The 13,446-nt window shown below is 34.4% G+C and carries 15 protein-coding genes; 3 read left to right on the top strand and 12 right to left on the bottom strand.

The window, feature by feature from the left end; all coding sequences use genetic code 11:
* Positions 1–156 precede the first annotated feature (156 nt).
* The 4 genes from HWV59_RS10525 to HWV59_RS10510 all read right to left on the bottom strand — a co-directional run bounded on the left by HWV59_RS10525 (position 157) and on the right by HWV59_RS10510 (position 5,541).
* Positions 157–2,169 (bottom strand): methyl-accepting chemotaxis protein, encoded by a 2,013-nt coding sequence (locus HWV59_RS10525; protein WP_175638808.1) that lies wholly within the window; start codon positions 2,167–2,169, stop codon positions 157–159.
* 357 nt (positions 2,170–2,526) lie between these two features.
* Positions 2,527–3,231 (bottom strand): exonuclease domain-containing protein, encoded by a 705-nt coding sequence (locus tag HWV59_RS10520; RefSeq protein WP_102232005.1) that lies wholly within the window; start codon positions 3,229–3,231, stop codon positions 2,527–2,529.
* A complete protein-coding gene (locus tag HWV59_RS10515; protein ID WP_102232004.1) occupies positions 3,228–4,217 on the bottom strand; it encodes a DUF294 nucleotidyltransferase-like domain-containing protein in 990 nt (329 codons plus the stop codon). Before HWV59_RS10515 ends, HWV59_RS10520 begins: the two co-directional genes overlap by 4 nt.
* 55 nt (positions 4,218–4,272) lie before the next feature.
* Positions 4,273–5,541 (bottom strand): ammonium transporter, encoded by a 1,269-nt coding sequence (locus tag HWV59_RS10510; protein WP_102232003.1) that lies wholly within the window; start codon positions 5,539–5,541, stop codon positions 4,273–4,275.
* A 474-nt stretch (positions 5,542–6,015) separates the two neighbouring features.
* Here HWV59_RS10510 and HWV59_RS10505 point away from each other — a divergent pair, with 474 nt between their 5' ends.
* Entirely contained in the window at positions 6,016–6,303 is a 288-nt protein-coding gene (locus HWV59_RS10505; RefSeq protein WP_102232002.1) for a DUF6509 family protein, read from the top strand.
* Positions 6,304–6,336: 33 nt separating this feature from the next.
* Here the strand turns inward: HWV59_RS10505 and HWV59_RS10500 are convergent, their stop codons facing one another.
* On the bottom strand, positions 6,337–7,443 hold the full coding sequence (locus tag HWV59_RS10500) for a phosphatidylglycerol lysyltransferase domain-containing protein (RefSeq protein WP_102232001.1): 1,107 nt from the start codon (positions 7,441–7,443) through the stop codon (positions 6,337–6,339).
* Positions 7,444–7,607: 164 nt separating this feature from the next.
* On the opposite strand from HWV59_RS10500, the gene HWV59_RS10495 reads away from it, so the two are divergent.
* The gene (locus HWV59_RS10495; protein WP_102232000.1) at positions 7,608–7,787 is read left to right on the top strand and encodes an H-type small acid-soluble spore protein; all 180 of its coding nucleotides are present in this window, start codon (positions 7,608–7,610) and stop codon (positions 7,785–7,787) included.
* 37 nt (positions 7,788–7,824) lie between these two features.
* Here the strand turns inward: HWV59_RS10495 and HWV59_RS10490 are convergent, their stop codons facing one another.
* The 7 genes from HWV59_RS10490 to HWV59_RS10460 all read right to left on the bottom strand — a co-directional run bounded on the left by HWV59_RS10490 (position 7,825) and on the right by HWV59_RS10460 (position 12,136).
* Positions 7,825–8,028, bottom strand: coding sequence for a cold-shock protein (locus HWV59_RS10490; RefSeq protein WP_102231999.1), 204 nt, complete (start codon positions 8,026–8,028; stop codon positions 7,825–7,827).
* Positions 8,029–8,364: 336 nt separating this feature from the next.
* Positions 8,365–8,598 carry a molybdopterin converting factor subunit 1 gene (gene moaD, locus HWV59_RS10485; protein WP_102231998.1) on the bottom strand — a complete coding sequence of 78 codons (234 nt, stop codon included), beginning with the start codon at positions 8,596–8,598 and terminating at the stop codon, positions 8,365–8,367.
* Positions 8,595–9,056, bottom strand: a complete 462-nt coding sequence (locus HWV59_RS10480) for a molybdenum cofactor biosynthesis protein MoaE (protein ID WP_407941629.1) — start codon at positions 9,054–9,056, stop codon at positions 8,595–8,597. The genes moaD and HWV59_RS10480 overlap by 4 nt, the downstream gene beginning before the upstream one ends.
* The gene (gene mobB / locus HWV59_RS10475) at positions 9,043–9,567 is read right to left on the bottom strand and encodes a molybdopterin-guanine dinucleotide biosynthesis protein B (RefSeq protein ID WP_175638807.1); all 525 of its coding nucleotides are present in this window, start codon (positions 9,565–9,567) and stop codon (positions 9,043–9,045) included. The genes HWV59_RS10480 and mobB overlap by 14 nt, the downstream gene beginning before the upstream one ends.
* A complete protein-coding gene (locus HWV59_RS10470; RefSeq protein ID WP_102231995.1) occupies positions 9,546–10,826 on the bottom strand; it encodes a molybdopterin molybdotransferase MoeA in 1,281 nt (426 codons plus the stop codon). Before HWV59_RS10470 ends, mobB begins: the two co-directional genes overlap by 22 nt.
* Before the next feature lie 30 nt (positions 10,827–10,856).
* Positions 10,857–11,462: a molybdenum cofactor guanylyltransferase gene (locus HWV59_RS10465; RefSeq protein ID WP_175638806.1), complete on the bottom strand. Its 606-nt coding sequence runs from the start codon at positions 11,460–11,462 to the stop codon at positions 10,857–10,859.
* 131 nt (positions 11,463–11,593) lie between these two features.
* On the bottom strand, positions 11,594–12,136 hold the full coding sequence (locus HWV59_RS10460) for a peroxiredoxin (RefSeq protein ID WP_102231993.1): 543 nt from the start codon (positions 12,134–12,136) through the stop codon (positions 11,594–11,596).
* Between the two features lie 449 nt (positions 12,137–12,585).
* Here HWV59_RS10460 and HWV59_RS10455 point away from each other — a divergent pair, with 449 nt between their 5' ends.
* Positions 12,586–13,419, top strand: a complete 834-nt coding sequence (locus tag HWV59_RS10455) for a mechanosensitive ion channel family protein (protein ID WP_102231992.1) — start codon at positions 12,586–12,588, stop codon at positions 13,417–13,419.
* The last annotated feature ends 27 nt before the right edge of the window (positions 13,420–13,446 follow it).

The raw sequence follows: 13,446 nt of genomic DNA, 5'->3' as shown, positions 1-13,446 counted from the left end.
GGTATCAACTATGATAGCCTTCGAAACGAACTTATTCTTCTGAAACAGCTGATGCTGTACCCCATACGTATCATCTCTAGCCTACTATTTATTTTCTATTATAAAAAAGAAAAAACTAGCTAATCGCACATTCGGCTTAATTAGCTAGTTAATATTTTATACATTAAAACGTTCTATTATCGATTGAAGTCCCTCAGCCATATCTGTTAAAGATTTTGCAGCCAGTGTTATTTCCTCCATAGAAGCCAGCTGCTCTTCAGTTGTTGCAGCTACTTCTTCAGAAGTCGCAGAACTTTCTTTTGCTATGACAACTAATTCATTTGCTGAAGCACTAACTTCCTGAACAGCAGCGGAAATTTGTTGTACAACTGCTGTTACTTCTTCAATCTGTGGTGTCATACTATTCATTTGCTCCATAATTAATTCAAATTTTTCTGAAGTCTCTATTGAAATGGAAAGTCCTTGTTCAGCATTTTTCGATACCTCATCCATAACCTCAACAGATTTGTCTGTGTCTTGTTGAATGGATAAAATAAGGGCAGAGATTTGTCCTGCTGAAAGTTGAGATTGTTCAGCAAGTTTCCGTACCTCAGCAGCAACAACAGCAAATCCCTTCCCATGTTCACCAGCTCTCGCAGCCTCAATCGCTGCATTAAGCGCTAATAAATTCGTTTGATTTGCAATATCCGAAATTGCATCTAATATTTTACCAATTTCTTGAGAGCGATTAGAAAGCGATTGAATGACCTTGTTAGATTCTGAAACAGAAGCATGGATAAATTTCATTTGTTCCAAACTATCCTTTACATATTGCCCGCCAATTTCTGCTTCATTAATTGTATCTTGGGATAGATTAGATACACTTAAGGAGCTTGAGGTAATTCGAAAAATACCTTGGAGAACTTCTTCTAAAGCTAAATTGTTTGCCTCGATTTTATTCGTTTGTTGCTCTGCACCCGCAGCAACCTCTTGAATAGCCTCTGCTACCTGTTTTGTCCCTATCGTTGTTTGATCAGCACTTGCGATTAATTCTTCAGAAGATGAACTAACTCGTTCAGATGCGGACTGTAAATTAGTAATAACATTGCGTAAATTCTCAACCATTACATGAAAACTTTTAGACAGTTTACCAATCTCATCATTTGAGCTTGTATCAATTTCTACCTGTAAATCACCATTTGAAATTCTCTCCGAGTTACGAATTAACTTACGGATAGGCTGTAGAATTGATCTTATAATCACAAAAATAATGATGCCGCCCACTACAAATGAAATAAAAATTACGATTAAGGTATCTTTTAAAATTCCATTTGCAATATCTGTTGTTTCACTTGTATAAAGCGTACCAGCAATTTTCCAACCTGTAAGTTCATTTGTTGTGAAATCCATCTGCATTTTATTGTGATCTAATTGGTATGAAAAAGTTCCGTTTTTACTTTCGAATAAATTATCTGACCAATTTCCTTTTACCTCTTCACCTTGCATAGTTGGATGAATGATATAGTTTTTCGTCTTGCCAATGATTGTAACATATCCTTCACTCCCAACCTTAACCTCACTCGTTAATTTACTTAAAGAATTAATATCAATATCAATCGCTACAACACCTGAACCGTCGTTTAGAACTTTTGCAAACGTTACAGATATTTCATTTGTATTAGCATCGATATAAGGATCAGTTATCACAACTTCACCTTTATTTTCCATTGCGAGAGTATACCAGGGACGATCTCTAGGATCATAGTCATCCGGTAATTGAACAGACATTGGTGAAATAATCATATCTCCTGTATCAAATCCAATATAAATCGCCTGAGCACTCGGCTTTGTTTGGATATACTGATTAAATTTCAACATGATTTTCTCAGTATCTTCTGCATCTACTTTTGCATTGGCTGTTTTAGCTGTTTTTGCGAAATAGTCGACATCTTCTTTTATTGGCTCCAGCTGAGTATTTAAGGAGGAATTAATAAGTTGTACACTTTCTCGAGCTGTTTGTAACATACTTTTTTCCAGCTCTGATTGTGCAGATTTATATGATATTAGTCCTATCAAGAGACTAGGTATAAGCAAAATAAATGCAAAAGCTACAATTAACTTTTTTCTTATTGATATATTAGAATTCCACTTTTTTCGAGCCTTTTTCATACGTTTGATTAAGTCTGTCATGCTGTGATTTCTCCTCTTTATTAAATAAGTAAACTTCTTAACTATGGCAGGGTTGTATTGAAATAGTAACCATTTACTATCTATTGCAACAAATGGCAGTATTTTATGTATTTTGGAATGTATCCCACCTCACCAAATTGTTAAAAATAGTCATGCTATCGTTATATTAGACTAACAATTCATTAGTTCTATAATACTACTCACAGACCATTTTGACTATAAATTATTATCAATTATGTAAATTCAGAATTAATAGATAAATTCTTTTGTTTTACTACTATACCTCCCTAATAGTAGAAAACAAATAAAAAGAGACAGGCCTAGTGTATAATTTATACCTAAGACTGTCTCTCTGAATCAAGCAATGGTATAACGCTCATAGAGATCTTTTAATGAATAACATTCCTTTTGTCTAAGCTTATTTACATATATACTCCAAAGTTGTGCAGTTATCTTTGCATCATATAGAGCGTGATGTCTTCCATGAATCGGAATACCATTATGCTCGCAGCAATCCTCGAGTGTGACCAATTTTTGTTCCGGCTCGGCTATGCGATAAAGAAACGACATGTCAACAAGTCGATGTTTAAATGGAGCACGATATAACTTCCAAGATGCATGTTGTAGAAATATCTTTTCATGATTTGCATGATGTGCAACAAGAGTATAATCTTGTGCAAATTGAAAAAATTGAAAAAGCACCTCTGATAACAGGGGAGCACTATTCAATTCACCGTTTGTTATTCCCGTTAATTGACTTATTTCCTCAGATATTTTTTTTTCTGAATGGACTAACGAATAAAATGTTTCTTTCTGTTTAATTTCTTCACCTTTTACTTTAATTGCACCTATTGAAATAATTTGATCTCCTTGATCAGGATAAAAACCTGTAGTTTCAATATCAAACACAATGACATTAAGGTCTGTAAGCGGTATATTCAGTGTTTCCTCAACCTTCATTTCTCGTTGCAATTGGCGCATATAAGCAACTTGCTGATGAGTTTGGTTTCCTTGTGGTCCACTGAGCTTTCCTTTCATAAAAAAGAACGGATCAAATGTCATGTTAAACACCCTTTTTCAATAATACCTTCTACATAATGATGAAGTTTTTTACCATCCCTTAAAATTGTTTTCATGTCACGTTTTTCTTCCTTTGACATTTTTTTTATATTTAAGTAATGAACATCATCATATGAAGTAGCATTTTTAAATAACATCACTCTGTAATCAAGTAGCTTTACAAAATTATGTTTGTAATAGAGCATCTCTTCCTGATATTGACTAATTTCTGCTAAACAATCTAATCTTTCTAAAGTTGAAGTTTGTAAAATACCTTCTTTAATTGCCAAAATCCTTATCGCATTCACATATGGTAAAAATGCCGCCCTCTTCAAGTCAATAGATCCTTTATATTGGCCGTTTTGTTCCACATAAATTTGTCCTAAAGGACCTACAGACTGTTTAATAAGCTGTATATTATCCATAAACCGTTTCAAAAGCTTCGGTTCAAGCTTTTGATAGTCGAAAATGGTTTTCTTCAATTCTTTTACAAATTCATCATTACCTATTAATCTTCGAGAATCATAAAAAATTTGCAAATATCTTATCGACTCCCAGCTTTTTTCGTCCATCCAATGAATAAGCTGATCCTTCCAAGCTTGGAAAGATTTACACCACAAAGGATTTGAGCTCATTACTTTTCCTTCACAATACGGATAACCAACAATAAAAAGTCCTCTTGATAACTCTTCTCCAAGCTTTTTAAAGTACTCGTCTGCCTGCCGTGAATGCACCTCATAAATTAAACCGTGATCTTGATCACTTATAATTCCTTGTTCATATCGCCCTCCACTTCCTGTAATAAACCAGGAAAAAGAGCAAGGTGGTTTTCCATAAGTTTTTTCATGATGAAAGAGTGCTATTTGACTAGCACTCCTCATCATCTCATCATGAAATTCATTCAAGCCTCTTGCGTCAAGCTCATAATTATGGATTTGTTCATCTTTCCATTTTTTAATTGATTCATATGAATCAAAATTCCCTTTCATGAGAGACACTTCCTCACGTTTTGTCAAAATGAGTGTTACAGACCTTTTATCCTTATTATGAACCAACATTTTGATCTTTGGAAGCAAATACTTCCGGGTACCCGTAGCTGCCATGCTCACTGATGTCTAATCCCATCACTTCTTCTTCTTCAGTTACACGTAAGCCATTCATCACTTTCTTCGCAATCGCAAGAATGATAAATGATACAACAAATGCATAGATACCTGAAGCTGCCACGCCCATAAATTGTACACCTAATTGTTCAAAACCACCGCCGTAAAATAAACCCGGTTTACCAACAGTTGCTAGCTCCGGTGTTGCAAAGAATCCTGTAGATAATGTTCCCCAGATACCAGGTACACCGTGTACAGATAACGCAAAGATCGGATCATCAATTTTTCTCTTTTCAAAGAATCTCGCACCATAAAATACTAGAATACCAGCAATAAATCCGATTACGACTGCCGCCCATGTGTCAACAAATGCACAGGAAGCTGTAATCGCAACTAAACCTGCCAAAGCACCATTAAGCATTGTTGGTACATCTGATTTCCCTAATACCATCCAAGAAATTAGAAGTGCAGCCACTGCACCGGCCCCAGCAGCTAAGTTTGTATTCAATGCAACAAAGCCAAAGAATCCTGCATCAACTGATAAAGTACTACCGGCATTAAAACCAAACCAGCCTACCCATAGAATTAACACACCTAATGCTGTAAATACTTGGTTATGGCCTTGAATATTGTTTGCTGAGCCATCTTTATTGTATTTACCGATACGAGGTTTTAAAAGGATAGTTGCAGCCAATGCAGCCATTGCACCAGTTAAGTGAACAACAGTTGATCCTGCGAAATCTTGCTTACCGTGTTCAGCTAACCAGCCGCCACCCCAAATCCAATGAGCAATAACAGGATAAATAAGTGCTGAGAATAAAATTGTAAATACTAGATAAATAGATAATTTAGCACGTTCAGCGAAACCACCTAGAGCAATTGTAATTGAGATACAAGCAAACGCACATTGGAAAACAAAGAATACTGCAGTTGAATAACTCGCACCTTCCGCTTGAGCTCCTGAATAAAAGAAGTCTGTTAATCCAACGAAAAAGTTGCCATTTCCTCCAAATGTAAATGCATACCCTACTGCCCAATAAACTAATGATGCAAGACCAACTGTAAAAATTGTTTTACCGGCAATATGGCCTGCATTTTTCATTCTTGTAGAGCCTGCTTCTAGTAAAATAAACCCACCTAACATAAAAATAACTAAAATTGCACCTAGCATAATCCATACACTATTCATTAAAAACAAAGTGTCTTCCATTACATTTCCTCCCGTCTGAATTGTTGACTTTCGATGTTAGAAAATATAACATCTATTTCTTATTTACTATTCTATACGATATTCCATAAGTGTCAACCCGTTTTTGAAAGTTTCTGATAATTGTATGTAAGAATATCTGACATAAAATCACCGCGCATTGAACACAAAAAAACCTCAACACAAGGTGAGATTCATCTTTTAACTTATTTATTTCTACTACTTTCTTCTTTTACATTTCATTACTAAAGTCCTTTAAAATCGAAGAAACAGCCCTATTAGGACAAAAGTTAGAGTCATCAACTAACAATAAGTTATTTGCACCTTCTCTCCCCAAATTACATATTCACAGAAAAACTTACTGTGTTAATTTAACAGCTTCTATCCTTTATCTTTTAAAATTTGGCTTTGTGGAAAGAAAGGGCTATAATATTAATGCAATTAACAGGATGTATACTTAAAGAAAGAGGTATTAACATGAAGATTATAGAATCAACAATTGAATTACTTGAGGATCCATTTGGCATACTGTCTGGTGAACGTTATGAAATCTTCCTGACACTTGAGGTTGATGAAGAGGATGAATTATTCAGTGAACACGGCATTAAACTTAAACTAATATTCGCCATTGAAAATAACGAATCAAAAATCGCTCAATATGATTTTATTGAAAATACAACTGAGAAAGTGTTAGATTTTGCATTAGATGAAGATGAAGAACAACAAGTTAAATCATATTGTGAGCAAGTGGTAGCAACGTTATGAACTAAAGAGGACACCTATAATGGTGTCCTCTTTTTAAATCGCCTGTTTATTACGAATATATTTTCTTATTGTTATTGATTCTTTTTGTTTAGGTTCTTTCCTCACTATTATAATTAGCTGTATGATGAGAAAAAACAATAATGATTTTTTATAGACCAAATATCTCGGAGTCCAATTTGTTGCAAACTTACCCTTAAATTTTCGTAACCCTTTAAAGTTATAGAACTTACAACCGTTCAAAAAAGCATACCTAGCTATTTTTTCTGGATAAGGTGAATTCGGCTCAATTCCAACATTAGATAAAGGAGACATACCTAAACTACAAATTGAGTACCCTTTTTCTTTTGCCCAAAGTATTGTTGAAATGAAAACCATATCCATCGTTGCCCTTGGACTGTGTTTACGATATCTCATAAGATCAATACTTATCGCTTGCTTCTGTTGGTAATCAGAAGGCAGGCTTGCAAATGCTAATAAACAACCATTCGGATCACGAAATAAGGATACAGAAAAATTCCCAATATAATCTTCTGAAAAAGAACTTACCGAAAACCCTTTCTCTTTCCGATCATGTAACCACTCATCTGAAACAAATTGCATTTCCTCCATTAATTCTTTACTAAATGGTGGATGAACAACAGAAAAAGAATATCCTTCTTTTGTAAATTTATTTCTTATGTTTCGCATGTTACTGAATTTTTTCCCTTCAATAACAAAGTTAGTTAAATTGACCTTTGCCTCTTCTCCAATTTTAAATAAACGATAACCTCGTTTTTTATGACTTGCAGTATATCTTTCAGAAGCTTGATAAAAAATTGGTGTCAACCGTTGCTTTAAAGCAAATTGAAAAAACTCTTCCAATCCATCTTCAAGCCTTTCTTCGTCTCCAATCGGATCACCTAAAACGAATAACTTCTTCCCCATTTGTTTGTAGGAAATTAAAACAGAGTCATTCTGTGCCAAAAACACCTGTTTATCTTCCAAAAATAGCAAATGCGATAAAGTGTTTCCACCATATTTCTTTACAAAAGATAAAACAAAAGCTGAAGTAGATATATATTGACCAGTCTTGAGAGAATTGGTGTATAGGACAATTAATACAACAATGATTGAAAATACTATGCCAAATGCAGTTAACAAAACTCTGTCTCCCCCTTTTTCTCTCTATACAAGATAACACATCCTCATCTTTAAGAAAATACATTTTAAATCTCAGTTTTTAGCATAATTTGAGCAGATTAGGAAATTGTAAATATAGACTTTTACTAAAAGTGGTGAATTCGATTTTTAAAGGAGTGAAAATAATGAATGTAAATCGAGCTAAAGAAATTGCCAATATGGGTGAAATGGTGAATGTACAATATGAAGGAGAATCTATTTATATACAATCTGTTAATGAGGAACAAGGAACTGCCCGTATTTTCCCACTGAGTAATCCTCAAGCAGAAAAGAATGTTCCTGTTGATGGTTTGTTTGAAGAGTAAAGGGACTGACACTTGTCAGCCCCTACATATATTATGCTTATAATTTCACTACGTCTTCGGCTTGAGGACCTCTGTTTCCTTCAACTTTGTTGAATTCTACTTTTTGTCCTTCTTCTAACGTTTTAAAACCTTCACCAGTAATAGCACTGAAGTGAACGAATATATCATTACCTTCTGCAATTTCTATAAATCCAAAACCTTTTTCTGAATTAAACCATTTTACAATACCAGTAGTTTTCAAAAATAATACCCCCAAAGATTTTTCATACGTTGCTCTATATTTTTTAGATATATTATAATCGCTTGTTCTTTATTGAAATTGCCGTTACTCAAAACAACGAAAGCCCTACCTCTCTTTCGTCCTTACGGCTCCTAGTCCGCGCCAGCGTGAATTGAAAACACATTTTATTTTCATCCACAAATAACTATAATAGTTAGGATTTTTATAAGCATAAAGACTAATTGTATACCAATATATTCAAAATGTCAATACTCTCCATTAATTAACCAGCGTACTGCTAAAATTAATATCATTGAAACAAGGATTTCAAATTATCTATAACTTGTTAAAAAAGATTCACCCTCCACTTACCGGAGGAATAAACGCTACTACATCACCAGCTTTAACCAAATCTTCATCTAGAGCATATTCTTCATTCACAGCAACCATAACATTTTCCAATGTTCCTAAGTCATAAGTAGAAAACATATATTCCCTTATATCCTTCACTGTTGCACGATTTATGTCAATACTGATGCTTTCTTGGCCAACCTTTTCTTGTAAGTGTGCAAACAAAAGAACTTTTATCATTCATTTCCCTCCACTGGTTTCCCTTCTGGATAAGGAGTTTTTTCCAATTGATCTCCTATCCACGCTTCACCATTTTCCCAAATTTCTTTTTTCCAAATCGGAACAATTTGTTTTATTCTTTCAATTGCGTATTCATTTGCTGCATACGCATCTTTACGATGTGGGGTTGAAACAGCAATTACAACTGCAATTTCGGAAATCTCTAATTTCCCAATGCGATGTGTAATCGCTACTTTCGAATCCTTCCATTTCTGAATAATTTCTTCCCCGATTTGTTCAAGTTTTCTTACCGCCATTTTTTCATAAGCCTGATATTCAAGTGATAAGGTACGTTTTCCATATGTAAACTCCCTTACTGTTCCAGTAAATGTCGTAACCGCTCCGGCTTCATTACGAATAACTTTGTTTGTAATTTCTTCTATTGAAATCGGGTCTTTTACAACTTCAAACATTTGCATTGTCAACATATTCACCTACTTCATTCATTAAAAGCCATTTAATACATTGTTCTTTCGTTAAAAATGTTGGATATTTATCTTTTATTTCAACAGGTAATGAGAAACCAGCCACTACACATATTATATTTATTGCCTTTTCTAACATCGGCAAATCTTCATTAGATCGAAGTAAAACAACTTTAGGATATTTCTCAAGTTTATAGCCTTCGATTAAGATAACATCTAAACCGAACTCACCGTACATAGAAATCATCTGAGAAAGAGTTAATCTAATTTTATTAGAGGATAAGATAAACGATTCGTTACCATCAACTAAAGTTACTCTTGCTCCTGCTTCCCGATGTTTCTCAGTATCCTTCCCGTGATCAGTTTGGACTAAAGCTCCCCCATGTCCATGATGCTTAATTGTACCTACCTTTAAATTATACCTTACAGCTTCTTTAATATAATCAGTGACAAACGTCGTTTTTCCACTGTTTTGGTATCCAACTACTTGAAGGATTCTGCCCAATGTGAATCACTTCCGTTTTGATCTTCAAATAATAAGAGGTCAATCATATCTCCCGCTTTATATCCTCTTGTTCCCCCAGGTAGTACAATAAATACATTAGCCTCAGCTAATGATGATACAACATTTGATTTATCTAATCCAACGGGACTTGCGATAACTTGTCCATCTACTAGTTGGATGGATCCTCTAACAAATCTTGTGAAAGGATTTGGCTTCAAGAAATCCTTTCCTAAAAAAGCAGTAACCTTTTGCAGATGTGGACGAGAAGAAAATAAGTAATACCGAACTATTGGTCGTACAAACAATTCAAATCCCACATAACATGCCGAGGGATTACCAGAAAGTCCGAATAATAACTTCCCATTGTACTCAGCAACTGTTGTCACACTCCCAGGCCTCATGGCCACCTTATTAAATAAAACTTTTGCCCCCAAACGTTTGTAGATTTCAGGTAAATAATCATAATCACCAACCGAAACTCCACCTGTTGTTATTAAGAAATCAACCTTTTCCAAGGATTCAACTACTGCTTCATAGCATGTTTCAAAATCATCAGCTAATTTACCGAGATATATTGGATGTGCTCCAGCTCTTTTTGCCTGCGCTTCAATCATAAATGAATTACTGTTTCTTATCTTCCCGGGCTCCAGAGGTTCACCAACTTCTAATAATTCACTCCCCGTTGCGATAATCCCGATCCGTGGTTTCCTTACAACTTGGACCTTTTCATAACCAAATGTGGCGAGTAATGCTATTGTTCCGGGGGTAATGATTGATCCTTTCTTAACAAGGATACTTCCTTCCGGTGTATCTTCCCCTTTAAAAGAAACATTGTCTCCTTTATGAAAAGGTCTTTTTAACGACATATATGTTTTATTATCTTTCTCATAGACCTTCGTTAATTCCAACATGACAACTGCATCACTATCACTCGGCATTTGTGCACCTGTCATAATACGAATTGCTTGATTTTGACCAAGACTCTCCTTACTAACACTACCGGCACCAATTTCATCAATCACTTCAAATTCAACAGGTTGATCAGCTGTTGCGTTTGCTGTGTCTATTGCCCGTATAGCAAACCCATCATATGGTGAACGATCAAAAGGCGGAACAGAGTGAGTAGCGATTAAATCCTCTGCTAAATATCGTCCAAAACTTTCCTGAAGGGTTACTTGCTCGATTTCACCGATTTTTGTAAAATCCATCACTTTTTTTATTGCTTCTTTTACTGGTAACGGCTTCCTCTTTTCAATCATATAATCCTCTCCGTCACAAAATTAATTATTTTATTCAGTTATTTTACCATTATTTAATAGCATACCATAATCCCTTCGAGAGTTTATGTTGCTAAAAGTTTTAGCATCTGATTGTAGTTCCTTTTCCGTCACAAAACATACGTTAACTTGATCAAAAAGCGTCATTAATTTTCGGTCATTACTTTCTAATTGCTCTTCTATAATCGGAAAAACAGAGTGATGATACACTCCAATTAAAGGATGAACTCTACCTTCAATTTTTGGAATAATCATTTTCTTATCAGAATCAATATAAGTTAATAATCTTCGAATGATATCTGCAGTAATTAGAGGAATATCACAAGACAAAATAACGAACCATTCTGATGTCTCATTTTTCATCGCTGTATATATTCCTGCCTTTGGTCCGTCACCTATGAATCTATGATCATCAGTTAATATTTTTTCTTGTGTTGCTTTTTGAAATTCCTTTAATAGGTCTTGATGACTAATAATAATCTGTTGTTCTGTTGTTACTTTTAAAACCTCCATTGAATATTGCCATAATTTTCTCCCATTATATTCTGCAAATGCTTTAGGTTCACCAAATCTCTTTGATTCTCCTCCTGCAAGTAAAACCCCGGTTATAGAATTCACTTTTTCACACACCCCCAAATTTTAAAAAGCCAGTTATGAAAAAAGTCAGTTACCATTATACGGTAACCGACTTATTCATTCTATCGTATATATTCCTTGTACAATAGGAATTAGTTTCTTATTATTAAAAATTAAAGAGTAGATTGTCCCGGTTTCCAGTTAACAGGACAAAGACCTCCAGTTTGAAGAGCTTGAAGCACACGTAGCGTTTCATCTACATCACGACCAATATTATTATGGTTCACAACTACGTACTGAAGTTCCCCTTCCGGATTAATAATAAATAAGCCCCGAAGCGCAATTCCTTCTTCCTCAATTAACACACCATAGTCCCGGGATACAGAATGGTTTGTATCTGCTGCTAAAGGATATTTTAAATTCCCTAAACCATTATCTTTCCGGTCTGTTTTAATCCATGCCAAATGTGTATGTATTGTATCTGTTGATACACCAATTACTTCTGCATCTAAATCTTCAAATTCTTCATAACGATCAGATAGAGCAGTAATTTCAGTTGGACAAACATATGTAAAATCCATTGGATAAAAAAACAAAACTGTCCACTTATCATTTTTCATGTTTTCTTCTAAGCTAACCTTACCGAATTCTTTATCAGCTAATACAGCTTCCATTTCAAATCTTGGAGCTTGTTTTCCAACCATTCGTTCTGTCATTATACCATTCCTTTCATTCTTGTGTTACCTATGTAGAAGAATAAATGTTCTTTACTATCTTTTATGTAGGCTGTTTTCGCATACTTTGTTGATTTTAATTAAGTGTTATAGTTGAAAATTAGTGCGTTCCATTTCGCTGCAAAGGTAAAATATCATAAGCAATAACCTTTTCGAAACAGCCTTATGTAAGAAGTAAATATGGATCATTTATATAAGGGTCCTTTTTTGTAGTATAAGCGATATTCAACCCTACTATACAACTTGGACATTTCTTATCAATTTTCGATAAAATAAGTAAAATAAGCTTAATTTCTTCATTTTTGAATAAAATATGTTTAACATTGATTAAGAAGGGTATATGTATGTGTTCTTTCTTTAAATATAGAGCGTAATTCCAAGCGTTGCATGTATTTTGAAAGAACCTCTATTTCAAGAAAGGAAGTTGATTTATGGAGTTTATGGAAAACATTAATTGGTCAGGTCTATTGACCAATGCAGGAATTATCATTTTGAAATTAATTGGAATTATTATTGCTTTTTTAATTGTTAAAGCAATCGGGAAAAAAGTTATTAGTAGTATGTTCAATAGGTTACAAGAACGTGAAAATATTTCTAACGGGCGAGCACTAACTTTACAAAGTTTAACTTTAAACATATTTTCCTATGTGTTAATTTTCATATTCATCGTCATGATTTTTGAAGTTTTTGATTATAATGTTTCTGCTTTAATTGCCGGTGCAGGTGTTGTGGGGTTAGCTATAGGTTTTGGTGCTCAAGGACTTGTTAGCGATGTTGTAACTGGTTTTTTCTTGTTGTTGGAGAAGCAAATCGATGTTGAGGATTATGTTACTGTGGCAGGCTTTGACGGGATAGTAGAGCAAGTTGGGCTTCGCACTACCCAAATTAGGGGTTTTGATGGGACACTCCACTATGTTCCTAACAGAGAAATCACAAACGTAAGCAATCATTCACGTGGAAATATGAGAGCTTTAGTTGATATCGGTATATCTTATGACGATGATATCGATAAAGCAATCGCTGTCTTACAAGGTGTATGTGATAAACTTGCTACAGAAAATGAAAATATTATGGATGGTCCAAATGTTCTTGGTGTGCAAGCACTTGGATCTTCTGATGTCATTATACGAGTACTTGCAAAAACAAAAAACATGGAACAATGGGCAGTTGAACGCGAACTACGAAAAGCAATTAAAGAAGCTTTTGATGCAAATGAAATTGAAATCCCATATCCACATCAGGTAAACGTTGAAAAAAGTAAATAAAACTATGTTTAAAAAGAGCCTGGGATT

Origin of the sequence: Metabacillus schmidteae, assembly GCF_903166545.1 — a bacterium.
Classification (GTDB): domain Bacteria; phylum Bacillota; class Bacilli; order Bacillales; family Bacillaceae; genus Metabacillus; species Metabacillus schmidteae.
The sequence above is the reverse complement of the archived record's forward strand: the minus strand, read 5'-3'. Positions and strand labels throughout refer to the sequence as shown.